Origin of the sequence: Pseudomonas sp. FP198, from assembly GCF_030687895.1 — a bacterium.
In the GTDB taxonomy this organism is placed as follows: domain Bacteria; phylum Pseudomonadota; class Gammaproteobacteria; order Pseudomonadales; family Pseudomonadaceae; genus Aquipseudomonas.
Genome location: NZ_CP117452.1, coordinates 2,975,382 through 2,991,396, shown reverse-complemented (window position 1 = coordinate 2,991,396; position 16,015 = coordinate 2,975,382). Strand labels below are relative to the sequence as shown.

Sequence of the window (16,015 nt, the reverse complement as noted above, 5' to 3'; positions counted from 1 at the left end):
TCCTTCAAGCCCGTTGCTGACACACCCGAGATACCTCGCCGGCGTCAAATGAGCCCCATCGAGACAGCACACGCCGTCTCAGGACCTCACTCAAACGCCGGAGACATCGCCATGAACCTGAAGAACCTCAGCCTCGCTTCACTGTTTGCCGTCCTCAGCCTCGGCGCCCTGACCGCCAACGCCCAGGACAGCGTCAAGCCACACACCTACATGTACGGCGATCACCTGGACATCGCCAAGGTGCTGTCGGTCAAGCAAGGAGCGGGCTCGGGCTGCGGCGTCGTCGAATCGCGGATGACCTACCTGGACTCCACCGGGACGATCCGGGCGCTGGACTACAGCGCTCTGGCCCAGGGCTGCGACCAGGATAATTGATCGCCGATCACCGCTAACCGTGGCGAGGGAGCTTGCTCCCGCTGGGCCGGTCCGACGCTTCGGGCGTAGCGGCCCCAAGTTTTGCGGTCGCTACGCAACCGAGCGGGAGCAAGCTCCCTCGCCACAACAGCACGGCGGGTTTGTCGCCGGCCCTGAAGGGTCGGCGTTAAACCCGGTTACGCCAGGTTGAACGGCAACTGCCGCAGCGGTTTGCCCGTCAGGCTGGCAATCGCATTGGCAAACGCCGGGGCGAGGGCGGGCAGGCCGGGTTCGCCCATGCCGGTTGGCGGTTCGGCGCTGGGAACGATGTGCACGGCGATCTGTGGCATGTCGGTAATGCGCGGCACGCTGAAGTCGGCGAAGTTGCTCTGCTGCACGACACCGTCTTTCAGCGTGACGGCAGCGCCCGGCAGGCACATCGACAGGCCCATCAGCGCCGCGCCCTGGACCTGGGCTTCGACGCTGCGCGGATTGACCACCAGGTTGCAATGGACCCCGGCGGTCACGTTATGCAGCACCGCACGCCCATCCTGCACCGAGGCCTCCACCACATAAGCCACCACCGAACTGAACGACTCGTGGACCGCCACGCCCCAGGCCTCGCCGGCGGGCAGTTGGCGCTTGCCGTAAGCGCTCTTGTCAACCGCCAATTGCAGCGCGGCGCGATGACGTGGGCTTTGATCGCCGAACAGTTTCATGCGATACGCCACCGGGTCCTGTTTCGTCGCGCGGGCGATTTCGTCGATCAATGTCTCCATCACAAAGGCGGTATGGGTGGAACCCACGCTGCGCCACCACAACACCGGCACGTTGAGCGTGGGATGATGCACGGACAATCGCATCGGCAGCGGGTAGGGATCGCGCATGCCTTCGGTCGCGGTGGGGTCGATGCCGTTTTTCATCTGCCCGCCGAACAGCGTGCCGGTGAGGATGGATTGCCCGACCAGGGCGTGGTCCCAGGCCAGGACCTTGCCGCTGTCGTCAAAACCGATGCGCGCACGGTGCAGATGCATCGGGCGGTAGTAGCCGCCCTTGATGTCATCTTCTCGACTCCACAGCGTGCGCACCGGCGCATCGATGCCGGCAGCGCGGGCGGCCTTGGCCACTTCACAAGCCTGCACGACGAAATCATTGCTCGGCACGCCACGCCGGCCGAAGCCGCCGCCCGCCGTCTGTACATTGACCTGGACTTGCTCGGGCTTGAGATTCAGCACCTTGGCCGCCGCCGCGCCGTCGCCGCCGGGGAATTGTGTGCCGACCCACAACTGGGCGCGACCCTCGGACAACTGGACGGTGCAGTTCAGCGGTTCCATCGGCGCGTGGGCCAGGTAAGGGAAAATGAACTCGGCCTCCAGCTGATGCGGCGCCGTGGCGAGTGGTTTCATGTCGGCATCAAAGTGGACCAGGCCGGGCTTGCCGGCCAGTTCCCGGTACTGAGCGAGCTGTTTTTCCGTGTCGACTTTCTCGACTTTGGCCACGTCCCACTCGACTTTCAGCGCGTCGCGCCCCAGCTTCGCCGGCCAGTAACCATCGGCGACCACCGCAACGCCTTCGGCGCCGCCGTCCAGCGGCACGCGCAATATGGCTTTCACGCCTTTGGTCGCCCGTGCGGCGCTGTCGTCCAGGGACGCGATCCGGGCACCGAACACCGGTGGCCGGGCGACCACGGCGGTCAGTTGCCCCGGCAGGTGCACGTCAATGCCGAAATCCTGCTGGCCGCTGCTCTTGGCCTTGGCATCGAGGCGGGTGGTGGCCTGGCCGATGATGCGAAAATCCTTGGGATTCTTGAGCGTGACCTTCTCCGGAACGGGTAACGCCATGGCTGCTTCGGCGAGCTCGCCGTAACTGGCCTTGCGGCCGCCGGGGCCAAGCACCGTGCCGTTTTGCGTGGTCAGGCTCGCCGCGTCGACGTTCCAGCGCGCGGCGGCAGCGCTGAGCAGCATGGCGCGGGCGCGGGCGCCCAGTTCGCGGTATTGGGTGTAGCTGTTCTTGATCGAATTGGAGCCGCCGGTGAGGTGAATGCCAAACGCCGGGTCCATGTAGGCCGAGTCGTTGCTGCCGTTGCGCGTGCGCACCAGGCTCCAGTCGGCGTCGAGCTCCTCGGCGAGGATCATCGGCAGGCCGGTCTGGACGCCCTGGCCGAACTCCAGGCGATTGATCGTCACCGTGACTTCGCCATTCGGCGCGATCTGCACGAAGGCCGAAGGTTGTTGAGTCGGCTTGAGCGCGCCGTCGCCAGCGCCGTTGGCCTGTTGCCCCAAGGCCAGGTGAGGAAACGCGCCCAAGGCCAGGCCGCCGATACCGACGATCTTGAGAAAGCTGCGCCGGGGCAGGGTGGCGGGGCCGTCGCTGTCGTCGCGTTCAAGCAGGTGCTGCAAGGCGCGCGGAAGCTCGTTGGGAAAAATCTCATTCAGCATGGCGAGCTCCTGTCAGGCGAGGGTCTTGGCGGCATCGGCCACCGCAGCGCGAATGCGGGCGTAGGTGCCACAGCGGCAGATATTGCCGGCCATGGCCGAGTCGATCTCGGCTGGCGTGGGTTGCTTGCCCTTGGGCTGCGCCTTGAGGAACGCCGTGGCACTCATGATCTGGCCGCTCTGGCAGTAACCGCATTGCGCCACGTCATGTTTGACCCAAGCGTCATGCACGGCACTACCGACCGGGTCGCTGCCGTCGGTGGCCGCTTCGATGGTGGTGATCTTTTTGCCAAGCGCTGCGGCCACCGGGGTCACGCAGGAGCGAATGGCCTGGCCATCCAGGTGAACGGTACAGGCGCCACACAGGGCTGCGCCGCAGCCGAACTTGGTACCAGTCATGCCCAGCGTGTCGCGCAGGGCCCAGAGAATCGGGGTGCCGGGATCTACGTCGACCGTGTGTTCACGGCCATTGATATTGAGGGCGCTCATAGTCGGACCAGCTCCAGATGGTTTGGCACCGATTACTATAGAAAGCATCTGTGGGGAAAGCTTGCACGATCCGGTCCGATGATTGCCCAATCTTGCAAATCCACCGTCCTTTCGTTTGAAACGCCCACGCCAAGATGTATGCCGGCCATACCCCCGTATGGTATCGAGCGCGCCGCGCCGCGATGCACACTCGTTCTCCAGGTGATCAGCTGTTTCGTATTGAACAGCGCGATCGCCTCATCGAGAACAGGAGAGCGAAGATGACCACGGTTCTGCAACACACTGCCCAGAAAACCCCGAAAAACCTCAGTCAGTCAGCCACCGAGGAGCTGGTGCCTTCGCGCTATGCGCTCAAGGTTGGCGACATCGATGTGCTGGTGGTCAGCGATGGCGTGCTGCCGCTGCCGACCTCGACCATGTCGACCAATGCCGACCCGGCCGCCCGTGCCGCCTGGTTCAAGGATATGTACCTCGGCCCGGATGCGTTCGATTGGGCGCTGAACGTGCTGGTGGTGCGCAGCGGCGAGCAGACGTTGCTGGTCGACGCCGGACTGGGCGGGCAGTTTCCCGGCTTCCCGCGTGCCGGGCAGTTCCCGCGGCGGCGCTTGGAGGCTGCCGGGATCGAGCTGTCGTCCATCACCGATGTGGTGATCACCCATATGCACATGGACCACATCGGCGGACTGCTTGTCGAGGATGTGAAAAACCGCTTGAGTCCCGACGTGCGGATCCACGTCTGCGCGAGCGAAGTCGCGTTCTGGGCGGCGCCGGACTTCTCGCGCACCGACATGCCCGCGCCGGTCCCGGAGGTGCTGCGGACAACCGCCCGGCAGTTCATGGACGTCTACCGCGACAGACTGCAGACCTTTGAACAGGAGCACGAAGTGGCGCCGGGTGTCGTGGTCAAGCGCACCGGCGGCCATACCCCGGGGCACAGCGTGGTCTATGTGAGATCCGGAAACGAAAAGCTGACGTTCGCCGGTGATGCCTTGTTTCCGGTGGCCTTCGACCATCCCGACTGGCAAAACGGCTTCGAGCACGACCCGGAAGAAGCCGTGCGCGTTCGCGTACGTTTGCTGCAAGAAGCCGCCGCAAGCGGCGAATGGTTCGTCGCGACCCACCTGTCGTTTCCCTCCGTGGGACGCGTGGCGGTGGACGGGGACGCGTTTCGTTGGGTGGCGGGGTCCTGGGATTATTGATCGGCGGCTATCCCGGCATTCGACAGCCGCAGATTTCACGGTTCAGATGGAACCTTGTGGGAGCGAGCCTGCTCGCGAAGGGGCCAGTAAATTCAACATTTTCATCGACTGATATACCGCCATCGCGAGCAAGCTCGCTCCCACACTGGATCCCCGACAGCCGCAGATTCCAGGGCTCACATGGAACCCTGTGGGAGCGAGCCTGCTCGCGAAGGGGCCAGTAGATTCAACATTTTATCGACTGATATTCCGCCATCGCGAGCAGGCTAGCTCCCACACTGGACCCCCGACAGCCGCAGATTTCAGGGCTCACATGAAACCCTGTGGGAGCTTGCTCGCGAAGGGGCCCGTCCATTCAACTCTTCATCGGCAGACACACCGCCATCGCGAGCAAGCTCGCTCCCACACTGGACCTTCGACAGCCGCAGATTTCAGGGCTCACATGGAACCCTGTGGGAGCGAGCTTGCTCGCGAAGGGGCCAGTAAATTCAACATTTTCATCGACTGATATACCGCCATCGCGAGCAGGCTCGCTCCCACACTGGACCTTCGATAGCCGCAGATTTCAGGGCTCACATGGAACCCTGTGGGAGCGAGCTTGCTCGCGAAGGGGCCAGTAAATTCAACATTTTCATCGACTGATATACCGCCATCGCGAGCAGGCTCGCTCCCACACTGGACCTTCGACAGCCGCAGATTTCACGGTTCAGATGGAACCTTGTGGGAGCGAGCCTGCTCGCGAAGGGGCCCGTCCATTCAGCCTCTTCATCGGCAGACACACCGCCTTCGCGAGCAGGCTCGCTCCCACACTGGATCTCCGACAGCCGCAGATTTCACGGTTCACCGAGACAAACAAAACGCCAACCCGGGCTCCGCTCTTCGTGCAATCAAGGTCCACCCGTGCGCCCGGGCAATCTCCTGGCAGATCGTCAGGCCCAGCCCGGCGCCATGATCGCGGCGATGAGCTCCGCGCCAGAAACGGGTGAATATCTGCACCATTTGCTCCTGCGTCACGCCCGGACCCCAGTCGCGCACAGTCAGCGCATCGATGCTGAGCTCCAACAATACTTGCGTACCACGAGGCGCATGCTGGATGGCATTTTCCAGGAGGTTTTTCAGCAGGGTAAACAAGGCGCTGCGGTCGGCCAGCCAAGGCTCTGTCACATCTGTCGGGCCAGCCAGGACGAGGCGCACATCGGCCGCGTCGGCCATGCGTTGCAGATAACCTGCCGCTTGCCGCGCAACCTCCATGACATCCACGGCGGCGAAGCTGTAGTTATGCGCCTCGCTGGTCTCGGCCAGCAGCAGCAGTTGCTGAACCTGGCGCGTCATATGCTCGGCATCGTTGAGCAGCGAGTCGCGGCCTTGGTCTGGCGCCATCAGTTCGAGCTGTGCGCGGATCAGCGCCAGCGGCGTCTTCAGTTCGTGCGCGGCGGTTGCGAGGAAGTCCTGCTGGACGCGGTAGCCTTGCTCCAGACGCTCAAGCGCGCTGTTGAAGCTGGTCACCAGCGGCGCTACCTCGGACGGCACCGTTTTGACATCCAGCCGTGAGTGCAGGGAGCGAGGGGAGATGGCCGCCGCCGACTCCGAGACCTCGCGCAGCGGCTTGAGCGTGTAGCCCAGCGTGAAATAGGCGCAGGTGCCAAAGACGAAGAGCAGCACCAGGCTGAACAGGACGATCCCGGCGCCCATGAAAGGCCAGGCAAAGCCCTTGTGCAGCAGGTCCATCAGGCGTTCGCTGACGGCGAATTGCAGGTACAAGGTTTGGTCGACCTGCTCCACTGGAGCGGTGGCGGCGTACATCGTGATGCCTTTGCGCTCGAACTTGAAGCGTCCCTGGTCCGCGGGGCGAACCGTTGCGGCCGAAGCCCAGAATGCCTGGTCAGTGGAAGCCAGGAGGACGTTTGCCTCTGAATCCAGGACCCGATAGCCGATTTCCTCGCCCAGGCTCTTGAAGGTCCAGACACGATCGCCCTCGCTGCTGTCGAACCCGGTGGGTCGGCCCGCGGCATCGAACAGCAGTTTGCCGGCCAGCTCATGGGTGCGCTCGGCGACATCGGTGGTCAGCAGGATATCGCTCTTGGACGTGATGAGCGCGAACGCGCCCAGTGCAATCAGCAGGATGCTCAAGCCCACGCCCGCGACGTAGGCGACCAGTACCTTGAAGCTGATGCTATTGCGCCAGATCGTCTTGCCGAAGGGCATAACCCAGGCCTCTCAGGTTGACTATCCGTTGATGGGAACCGATCGCCAGCAGCTTGCGGCGAATGCGATGCAGGGCTACGTCCAGGGCGTTCGGCGTCACGGCTTCACTCAGGCCCCAAGCCGCCGCCTCGATGGCGCTGCGACGGACGATTTCGCCAGGTTTGCGCAGCAGCAACAACATGATCTGCATCTCCGCCGGCGCCAGCGGGATGCTGCCTTCGACGCTGCACATGATGCCTGCGTCGGGTTGCACGCTGAGGTCGCCATGGGCAGGCGCCAACGAACGCCGCTCTGCGGGGCGACGCAGCAGGGCTCGCACGCGCGCGACCATCTCGTCCATGGCGAACGGCTTGGGCAGGTAATCATCCGCGCCCGCATCGAGGCCTTCGATCCGGTCATGCAGCGCGTCGCGCGCGGTCAGGACCAGGCACGGCAGGCCCAGCCCGGCGTTACGCAAACGCGCCAGCAACAGCAGCCCATCGCCATCCGGCAGGCCCCGATCCAGCACCAGCGCCTGGTAAGGCACTTGCTGGATTGCCGCCCACGCCGCATCGATACGGCTGATGACATCGACGGCGATACCGGCGCTCGACAGGCCTTTGCACACCAGTTGCGCGAGGCGTTCGTGGTCCTCGACCAGCAGAATGCGGCTCATCAGAAACGGTACAGGTAGCCGAACAGCACGCTGTTCTCGGTGGACTGGTCGACCAGCGGGCTGTCCTTGATTTCATTGGCAAGGCTCGTCGCCTTGAGGTCCAGGAACACGGAGTGATGGTCATCGAACATATAGTTTCCACGTACGCCAAATTCAGTGTTGATGCCGGACTTTCCATCATAGGCCGCCCGATCGATGCGAGCTTCATTTTCCCGAACACCGAAGTAGTAATCGACGTATTTCTCGTCCTGCCAGATGGCCGCCAGCCGTGGCGTCAGCATGATGTGTTCACCGATCCGCCAGGATCGCTCCAGGCCCAGGGTGAAACGCTGGCCCTTGCTGTTGCCCGAAACGTCGCCCAGCCACTCGGCGCTGACATCGGCCAGGTCATTGCGCCATTTGACCTTGGCGCCCGCCCAGAACCCGCCCTTGCGATCGCTCATGCCCTCCAGGATTCGTGCGTCGTCGTCATCGTAGCCACTGAAATCGTATTCGCCGACGAGGCTGAAATCGAGCTGCTGGGTGTCGCTGATCTCCAGGCCCGGCAGCTTGATTTCGGCGGTGGGGCCGAAGACACGAAGGTATTCATTCTCGAAATAGATCAGCGGCAGGACCTCGCTGTCGCGGTCGATACCTTTGTACGGTTGTTGGCTGCTGACCGCGCCCACACCAAGGCCCCATGCGGAGCTTTCAGGCTGGTCAGCGCTGGCCGCCGTCGACGCGCCAAGGCCCAGCACGAGCGCCGTGCTGGCGGTGGTCAACCGGATCGCAATTGCAGTTTTCGAAATGGACAGGGGCATGGAAGTCTCCGGATCAATGGGATGAAAGCGTCCCTATCGTTGAGAACTTCTTCTTACTGAACACTTACGGTTCGGCCCGGGTAAGCGCCTTTTTGCCGGTAAGACTTGCGCAAGGTTTCCTGGCGGATAGTTGCCGTCTCAAGCAATCGCGGCATCTTGCGCAGGAATACGCACCCTATGAAAAGAAAAACACGGCATGTCGTGCTGTTTGTCGTGACCATGGCCTGCGCCATCGCCGCCGGGATGACCGTTGTTTCGCCCGGCCCTCGCCAGGTCAAGGCCGACGTGCCTGCCAGGCCGGCGCTGACGGTGGCCGTCACCCGACTGCAATCGGCCATGCTGCCGATCCGTATCCAGGCGAACGGCAACATCGTCGCCTGGCAGGAAGCCAGTGTTGGCACCGAGGCCGATGGCTTGCGATTGGCCGAGGTCATGGTCAACGTGGGCGATGTGGTCCGGCGTGGCCAGGTACTTGCCACGTTCAGCGCCGAGACGATGGCCGCTGAACTCGCCCAGCGTCGCGCCGCCACCGCCGAAGCGCAAGCGACGCTTGCCGAGGCGCGAGCCAATGCGCAGCGCGCCCGTCAATTGCAGTCGAGCGGGGCGCTGTCGAAGCAGGAGGTTCACCAACAGTTGACGGCCGAACGCACGGCTCAGGCGCGGCTGGAGGCGGGCAGGGCGCTGGAGCGTATCCAGCACCTGCGTCTGGCCCAGACCCAGGTCCTGGCCCCCGATGACGGGGTGATTTCGGCGCGCAGTGCCACGGTGGGCGCGGTACTGCCCGCAGGCCAGGAGCTGTTTCGCTTGATTCGCAACGGACGGCTCGAATGGCGCGCTGAAGTCGCGGCCCCCGACCTTGTCAAATTCAGCCCCGGCCAGACTGCGCAGGTGACTCCGGTCAATGGCGGGGCGATCGAGGGCCGGGTGCGCAGGGTTGCGCCGACGGTCGACCTGCAGACCCGCAACGGCCTGGTCTATGTCGACTTGCCCGCGGGCACGGCGGCGCGTGCCGGGATGTTTGCCCGTGGCGAGTTCGAGGTGGCCGCCGAGCGGATGATGACGCTGCCCCAGAGCGCCGTGCTGCAGCGTGACGGTTTCAATTATGTGCTGCAGGTTGGGCCGCAATTGAAGGTGAGCCAGGTCAAGGTGACGGTCGGCCGCCGCGTCGGCGACCGCATCGAGATAACCGCGGGTATCGACGCTGGCGCCGCGGTGGTCGAAACCGGCGGTGGATTTCTTGCCGAGGGTGACCTCGTCCGGGTTGTCCAGGCGCGCACCGACCCAATGAACAACCACCCAGCACGGGGGAGCGCCCAATGAGCCTCAACTTGTCGTCCTGGTCGATCCGCAATCCGACGCCTTCGGTCCTGTTGTTCATCCTGCTGACCTTCGCCGGCTTGATGGGCTTCTGGAAGATGAAGGTGCAGAACTTCCCTGACGTCGATCTGCCGATGGTCAGCGTGTCGGCCGAGCTGCCCGGGGCTTCGCCCGCGCAACTGGAAAACGACGTGGCCCGCAAGCTTGAGGACTCGCTCGCAACGGTGCAGGGCGTCAAGCATATTCAGAGCATCCTGACCGATGGCAATGCCTCTATCTCGGTCGAGTTCCATCTCGACAAGCCCACCCAGGAAGCGCTTGATGACGTGCGTGATGCGGTCTCCCGGGTTCGGGCCGACCTGCCCGCCGACCTGCGCGACCCGGTAATCCGCAAGATCGAACTCGCCGGTTCGCCGATCCTGACCTACACGGTTTCGGCAACGCGGATGGACGACGAAGCGCTGTCCTGGTTTGTCGATAACAACGTCAGCAAAGCCTTGCTGGCGGTGCCTGGCGTGGGGGCCGTCACGCGGGTCGGCGGGGTGGCCCGGGAAATTCGCATCGACCTCGATCCCGCGCGTCTGCTGGCGCTGAACACCTCGGCCCTGGACGTCTCCCGCCAGTTGCGCCTGATCCAGCAAGAGGCATCGGGCGGACGTGTGGACCTGGGCGGCGCCGAGCAGACGGTGCGCACCCTCGCCACGGTGCAGTCGGCCGGGGAAATCGCCTTGCTTGACGTGACCTTGAGCGACGGCCGGCGTGTCCGGCTCGACCAGCTAGCTACAGTGTCCGATACCGTCGGCGAACGCCGCTCGGCGGCGTTCCTCGACGGTAAGCCAGTGGTCGGTTTTGAAATCACCCGCGCCAAAGGCGCCGGTGAAATCGAGGTGGATGAAGGCGTACGCGCCGCCCTGGAGTTGCTCAAGACCCGTCATCCCGAAATCACCGTCACCCAGGCTTTCAACTTCGTCGACCCAGTGATCGAGAATTACCAGGGCTCCATGCACCTGCTTTATGAAGGCGCGGCGCTCGCGGTGCTGGTGGTGTTCCTGTTCCTGCCGGATTGGCGCGCGACCTTCGTTTCAGCCGTCGCGTTGCCGTTGTCGGCGATACCGACGTTCGCCGTGATGCATTGGATGGGGTTCACCCTCAACACCGTGACGCTACTGTCGCTGTCGCTGGTCGTCGGCGTGCTGGTGGACGACGCCATCGTCGAGGTCGAGAACATCGGGCGGCACTTGCAGATGGGCAAGAAGCCTTATCAAGCGGCCATGGATGCCTCCGATGAAATCGGCCTGGCGGTGGTCGCCACCGCATTCACGCTGATCGCGGTGTTCCTGCCCACGGCTTTCATGAGCGGTACGGTCGGCAAGTTCTTCGTCCAGTTTGGCTGGACGGCGGCAACCGCAGTGTTTTTCTCCCTGGTCGTCGCCCGCTTGCTGACGCCGATGATGGCGGCCTACCTGATGCGCGCGCCGAAAAGGCCGGCGCGCGGGGCCGCCGAGTGGATAAACCGCTACCTGTCCTGGGCGCGCTGGTGCCTGCGCCATCGCGCTGTGACCATCCTCGGCGCCATGGCTTTTTTTACCGGGGGACTGCTGCTCGCCACCGTTTTGCCGAGCACTTTCATTCCACCGGAAGACGACTGGCAGACCCAGGTCACCCTCACGCTTGCGCCCGGCAGCAAGCTGGGCGACACGCTGGCGCTGGCTGAGCAAGCGCGGCAGATCGTCATGCAAAATCAGCAGGTCAAGAAGGTCTACACGGCGGTGGGGGATGGCAGCGCCGGCGCGGACCTGATCGAACCGGCTGGCAGTGATGTCGCGAATGTCCGCACGGCGGTGCTGACGCTTAACCTGACGCACCGCAACGAGCGTCCCGAATTGACCCGGCAACAGCTGGAAAACCAGCTACGCGAAGCGCTCGCCGTGTTGCCTGGCGCGCGTATCAAGGTCGGTATGGGCGAGTCGGAAAACTACGTGTTGGTGCTTGCGGGTGAGGACGCTAGCTTGCTCACTCGGCATGCGCAGCAGGTGGAGCGAGAGCTGCGTAGCGTGCCGGGCGTGGGGGCGGTGATCTCGAGCGCCAGCCTGATGCGCCCTGAACTGGTGGTTCGGCCGGATTTCGCCAGGGCCGCCGACCTGGGCGTGACCGCGAGCGCGATTGCCGACACGCTCCGCGTGGCCACCCTGGGAGATTATGACCAGGAGCTTGCCAAGCTCAATTTCAGCGACCGCCAGGTGCCTATCGTGGTGCGGCTGAGCGACACCGCCCGCACGGATTTCGAGACGCTGAAACGTCTGCCGGTGCCTGGCGCGCGTGGTCCGGTAGCGCTGGAGAACGTGGCGACGCTGGAGATCAGCAGTGGCCCGGCGCAAATCGAACGGTTCGACCGCATGCGCAATGTCAATATCGAGATCGAGACGAACGGCCAGCCGTTGGGCGACATCGAGCAGGCGGTCCTGGCCTTGCCAGGCTTGCAGAATCTACCGCCGGGCCTGGTGCGAACATCGGTAGGCGATGCCGAGGCCATGGGCGAACTGGCTTCCGGATTCGGCGTGGCGATGTTGACCGGAGTGTTATGCATCTACATGGTCCTGGTGCTGCTGCTCAAGGATTTCCTGCAGCCGCTGACGATCCTTGCCGCCCTGGTACTCTCGGTGCCTGGAGCCTTCGTGGCGCTGTTTGTTACGGGCTCGACATTGTCCATGCCTTCGATGATCGGCCTGATCATGCTGATGGGCATCGCGACGAAAAATTCGATCCTGCTGGTCGACTACATCATCCTCGCGCGGCGACGCGACGGCCTGGGCCGCCAGCAAGCGATCCTCGACGCCTGCGGCAAACGCGCCCGGCCGATTGTCATGACGACAATCGCGATGGGCGCAGGCATGATGCCAATCGCCCTGGGGCTGGGGGCCGACCCGAGCTTTCGCGCACCGATGGCCATCGTCCTGATTGGCGGGCTTGTCACGTCCACGCTGCTGAGCCTGCTGGTCATACCCGTGGTGTTTTCCTATGTGGACGATGGGGCACAGTGGTTGTACAAACGCACCGGTAACGTTTCTCGCAGCGAAGCGCTGGAGTGATCAATTGATGGTTTCAGTAAAGATCAGGATTGTGACGTCGCCTTGGCGCCGGCTCATGCTGGGAGTCGTCGCGACCTTGGCATGCCTTGCAATGACGGCAGGTTGCGCGCGGCAACCCAGCGCGGCCGATGCCATGACCGAGCCGGAAACTTTCCAGGCCTATGCCCAGGCGTCCCGCGCCTGGATTGAAGAAAAGCGCCTGTTCCAGACCGAGAATCGCGCCGATGAGCTGGCCTGGAACGCTCCTTATGAGGTGCGCCCCGATGTTCCCTCCACCAAGGCTATTCTCTTGCTTCACGGCCTGGGGGATTCACCCTGGTCCTTCGTCGATATTGCCCGGGATCTGGCCGCGCAAGGCTACGTGGTGCGTGTCGCATTGCTGCCCGGGCATGGCACCAAGCCGGCCGACCTGATCGATGTGCAACTGGAACAGTGGCAACAGTTGGTCGAGCAGCAGGTTGCGTTGCTGCACAAGGAGTTCGCGAACGTCTACCTGGGCGGTTTCTCGACCGGCGCCAATCTGGCGCTGGCCTATGCCGCCAAGGACCCGGACATCAAGGGCCTGGTGCTGTTTTCCCCGGCCTTTCGCTCGAGCGAGTCCTACGACTGGGCCACGCCCTGGCTGGCGCATTTCAAGACCTGGATCCTTGCGCCCGATAATTCCCGGCCGCAGCAGTCGCCCGTGCGCTACCACAACGTCCCCACCAACGGCTTTGCCCAGTTCTACCGCAGCAGCGTAGCGGTTCGCCGGCTTATCGAGCAGCAGGACTTCGACCGGCCGGTGGTGATCGTGCTGACCGAGCAGGATTCAGTCGTCGACGTGCGCTACGTGCGGGAGCTGTTCCAACGGCGCTTCACCCATGCCGCGAGCCGGTTGATCTGGTATGGCCAGGCGGAGCCGGCCGGTGATAGGGATGCCGCGCAGCAACACCGCATCCTGACGCGCAGCGACCGCATCGCCGATGAACGCATCAGCCAGTTTTCCCACATGGGCATCCTCTTCTCGCCAGCCAACCCGCTCTACGGTCGCTCGGGCAGCTTGCGGTTCTGCCGCAACAGCCGCAACGCCGACGAAGTGGCCCGCTGCGAAGCGGGGGAAGAGGTCTGGTATTCGGATTGGGGGTACAGCGAGCCAGGAAAAATCCACGCGCGGCTGACTTACAACCCTTATTTCGAATGGCAGTCCGGGGTGATTCGTGGGGTTTTACAGGTGGCAGAGCAGGGCAGTTGAATTGCCCTAACCCTTCAGCCTGTTCCAGAACTCCTCTGCCGCTGCGCTGATCGGCGCGGTTGGGCGGGTGAGGTGGATTTCCAATGGAATATCCCAGCTTTCATCCAGCGCCCGGACCAGGCGCCCGTCGGCCATTTCCTGTTCTGTCAGGCTTTTGGGCAGCCAGGCGACGCCCTTGCTTTCCAGTGCCATCGACATCAGCACCGCGGCGAGATGGCTGCTGAAAAGCGGCTTGAGGTGCAGGTATTCCTCCTTGCCGTGGAGTCGGTGAGCGACGATACGCCCAAGCCCCGATTCCTGGGTGTAGGCCAGGTAGGGCAACGTCGCCGGTGAGGTACCGAAATTGGCCGAGGCACTCGCCAAGGGTATGAGGACGTCCTCGCCGACTTTTTTTCCGCTGAATTGATCAGGCGCGAGGAGTGGCGGTACGTCGGGGTGCCGATGGCAGAGCAGGAACTGCACCTGGCCGTGAATCAGCATCTGCTCGCACACCGCCATGCTGTCCGAGTGCAGGCGCACGGCATCGATCGGCGCGCCATTCTCGGCGCTTCTCAGCCAGCGCGGAAAAAACGTGAACGACAGCGAATGCGTGGCTGCAAATTGCAGCGTCTTGGCGGCCACTCCGGCGACTTCCTGGGCCTCGGTGCGCAGCCTGTAGAGGCGCCTCGCAGCCTCCTGGGCGCCAGGCAGAATCTGTCTTCCGGCCTCGGTCAGCGTCGCGCCCTGAGGCGTGCGCACAAACAGATCCACGCCCATCCAGTTTTCCAGCGAACGGACCCTGCGACTGAAAGCCGGCTGCGTGACGTGGCGCGCTTCGGCGGCGCGAACGAAGCTGCCGTACTCTGCAAGCGCTGAAAAATCTTCTAGCCAGACGAGTTCCAAGGGCAATGCCTCCTGTGCATAGGGCGCGGCATTAATAGCATTGGGCGGGTTTCGTCGCAAAGCATAACGTGAGGCCAACCACAACAAGAGGAACCCCTCATGCGTATCGTCGACATCCGCGAAAAAACCGTTTCCATCGCCTCTCCGATTGCCAACGCCTATATCGATTTTTCGAAAATGACCTGCTCGGTCGTGGCGGTTGTCACCGATGTGATTCGCGATGGCAAACCGGTGATCGGTTACGGTTTCAACTCCAACGGTCGCTACGGCCAGGGCGCGCTGATGCGTGATCGCTTCCTGGCGCGAGTCACCGAGGCCGACCCGGAAACGCTGATCGACAAGGAACACGCCAACCTGGATCCGTTCGCTATCTGGAAAACCCTGATGACCAACGAGAAACCGGGTGGCCACGGCGAGCGCTCGGTTGCCGTCGGCACCATCGACATGGCCGTGTGGGACGCGGTCGCCAAGATCGAAGGCAAGCCGCTGTACCGCCTGCTGGCCGACCGTTATCGCGGCGGCGTCGCGGATGACAAGGTCTGGGTCTATGCGGCGGGTGGTTATTACTATCCGGGCAAGGACCAGAGCAAGCTCAAGGCAGAAATGCAGGGCTATCTGGATCGTGGTTATGACGTGGTCAAGATGAAGATCGGCGCGGTGCCACTGGATGAAGACATCCGGCGCATCGAAGCGGTACTTGAAGTGGTCGGCGATGGCCGGCGACTGGCAGTCGACGCCAACGGTCGCTTCGATCTGGAGACCGGTATCGCGTACGCCGAAGCCATCAAGCAGTACAACCTCTTCTGGTACGAGGAAGTCGGCGATCCGTTGGACTACGCGCTCCAGGCCGAGCTCGCCAATCACTATGAACTGCCGATGGCGACCGGTGAGAACCTGTTCTCCCACCAGGACGCGCGCAACCTGCTGCGGCACGGCGGCATGCGCCCGGATCGCGATTACCTGCAGTTCGATTGCGCCCTGTCCTACGGGCTCGTGGAGTACATGCGTACCTTGAAAGTCATGGAAGAGATGGGTTGGTCTTCGCGCCGCGTGGTGCCCCACGGGGGCCATCAGATGTCCCTGAACATCGCCGCCGGTTTGCACCTGGGCGGCAACGAGTCATACCCCGATGTGTTCCAGCCGTTCGGTGGTTTTGCCGACGGCATCCGCGTGGAAAACAGCTACGTCGGCCTGCCGGATATTCCTGGTGTCGGTTTCGAAGCCAAGTCGGCCCTGTACGCAGTCATGCGCGAGCTGGGCGAGGGCTGATCGTCGTCATGCCGCAGTCTCCAACGAGGCTGCGGCATCGGGCGTCGCACATGACGCCCGCCACATGCCCATCACAACAATAAAATGAGG

Annotated in this window: 12 protein-coding genes; 6 read left to right on the top strand and 6 right to left on the bottom strand. The window is 63.4% G+C overall.

Annotation, left to right across the window (positions count from 1 at the left end; all coding sequences use genetic code 11):
* The first annotated feature begins 111 nt into the window (after window positions 1–111).
* Complete coding sequence (locus tag PSH78_RS13650) at window positions 112–375, top strand: DUF2790 domain-containing protein (RefSeq protein WP_305494713.1); 264 nt, start codon at window positions 112–114, stop codon at window positions 373–375.
* 176 nt (window positions 376–551) lie between these two features.
* On the opposite strand, the gene PSH78_RS13645 is transcribed toward PSH78_RS13650, so the two are convergent.
* Both PSH78_RS13645 and PSH78_RS13640 read right to left on the bottom strand, forming a co-directional pair.
* Entirely contained in the window at window positions 552–2,792 is a 2,241-nt protein-coding gene (locus PSH78_RS13645) for a xanthine dehydrogenase family protein molybdopterin-binding subunit (protein WP_305494712.1), read from the bottom strand.
* A gap of 12 nt (window positions 2,793–2,804) precedes the next feature.
* Window positions 2,805–3,278, bottom strand: a complete 474-nt coding sequence (locus PSH78_RS13640; RefSeq protein WP_305494711.1) for a (2Fe-2S)-binding protein — start codon at window positions 3,276–3,278, stop codon at window positions 2,805–2,807.
* 260 nt (window positions 3,279–3,538) lie between these two features.
* Here PSH78_RS13640 and PSH78_RS13635 point away from each other — a divergent pair, with 260 nt between their 5' ends.
* Window positions 3,539–4,477, top strand: a complete 939-nt coding sequence (locus PSH78_RS13635; RefSeq protein WP_305494709.1) for an MBL fold metallo-hydrolase — start codon at window positions 3,539–3,541, stop codon at window positions 4,475–4,477.
* Window positions 4,478–5,317: 840 nt separating this feature from the next.
* Here PSH78_RS13635 and PSH78_RS13630 read toward each other — a convergent pair.
* The 3 genes from PSH78_RS13630 to PSH78_RS13620 are packed head-to-tail and all read right to left on the bottom strand — an operon-like array spanning window position 5,318 to window position 8,137.
* On the bottom strand, window positions 5,318–6,682 hold the full coding sequence (locus tag PSH78_RS13630; RefSeq protein WP_305494708.1) for a HAMP domain-containing sensor histidine kinase: 1,365 nt from the start codon (window positions 6,680–6,682) through the stop codon (window positions 5,318–5,320).
* A complete protein-coding gene (locus PSH78_RS13625) occupies window positions 6,651–7,337 on the bottom strand; it encodes a response regulator transcription factor (protein ID WP_305494707.1) in 687 nt (228 codons plus the stop codon). Before PSH78_RS13625 ends, PSH78_RS13630 begins: the two co-directional genes overlap by 32 nt.
* On the bottom strand, window positions 7,337–8,137 hold the full coding sequence (locus tag PSH78_RS13620; RefSeq protein WP_305494706.1) for a MipA/OmpV family protein: 801 nt from the start codon (window positions 8,135–8,137) through the stop codon (window positions 7,337–7,339). Before PSH78_RS13620 ends, PSH78_RS13625 begins: the two co-directional genes overlap by 1 nt.
* A gap of 177 nt (window positions 8,138–8,314) precedes the next feature.
* Here PSH78_RS13620 and PSH78_RS13615 point away from each other — a divergent pair, with 177 nt between their 5' ends.
* From PSH78_RS13615 to PSH78_RS13605, 3 genes are all read left to right on the top strand, one after another.
* Complete coding sequence (locus PSH78_RS13615; RefSeq protein ID WP_305494705.1) at window positions 8,315–9,457, top strand: efflux RND transporter periplasmic adaptor subunit; 1,143 nt, start codon at window positions 8,315–8,317, stop codon at window positions 9,455–9,457.
* Complete coding sequence (locus tag PSH78_RS13610; RefSeq protein ID WP_305494704.1) at window positions 9,454–12,543, top strand: efflux RND transporter permease subunit; 3,090 nt, start codon at window positions 9,454–9,456, stop codon at window positions 12,541–12,543. Before PSH78_RS13615 ends, PSH78_RS13610 begins: the two co-directional genes overlap by 4 nt.
* Window positions 12,544–12,634: 91 nt before the next feature.
* Window positions 12,635–13,774, top strand: a complete 1,140-nt coding sequence (locus PSH78_RS13605) for a carboxylesterase (protein WP_305501257.1) — start codon at window positions 12,635–12,637, stop codon at window positions 13,772–13,774.
* Window positions 13,775–13,780: 6 nt separating this feature from the next.
* Here PSH78_RS13605 and PSH78_RS13600 read toward each other — a convergent pair whose 3' ends face one another.
* A complete protein-coding gene (locus PSH78_RS13600) occupies window positions 13,781–14,656 on the bottom strand; it encodes a LysR family transcriptional regulator (RefSeq protein WP_305494703.1) in 876 nt (291 codons plus the stop codon).
* Window positions 14,657–14,755: 99 nt separating this feature from the next.
* Between PSH78_RS13600 and PSH78_RS13595 the strand changes: the two genes are divergently transcribed.
* Window positions 14,756–15,925, top strand: a complete 1,170-nt coding sequence (locus PSH78_RS13595; RefSeq protein ID WP_305494702.1) for a mandelate racemase/muconate lactonizing enzyme family protein — start codon at window positions 14,756–14,758, stop codon at window positions 15,923–15,925.
* Window positions 15,926–16,015: the final 90 nt, after the last annotated feature.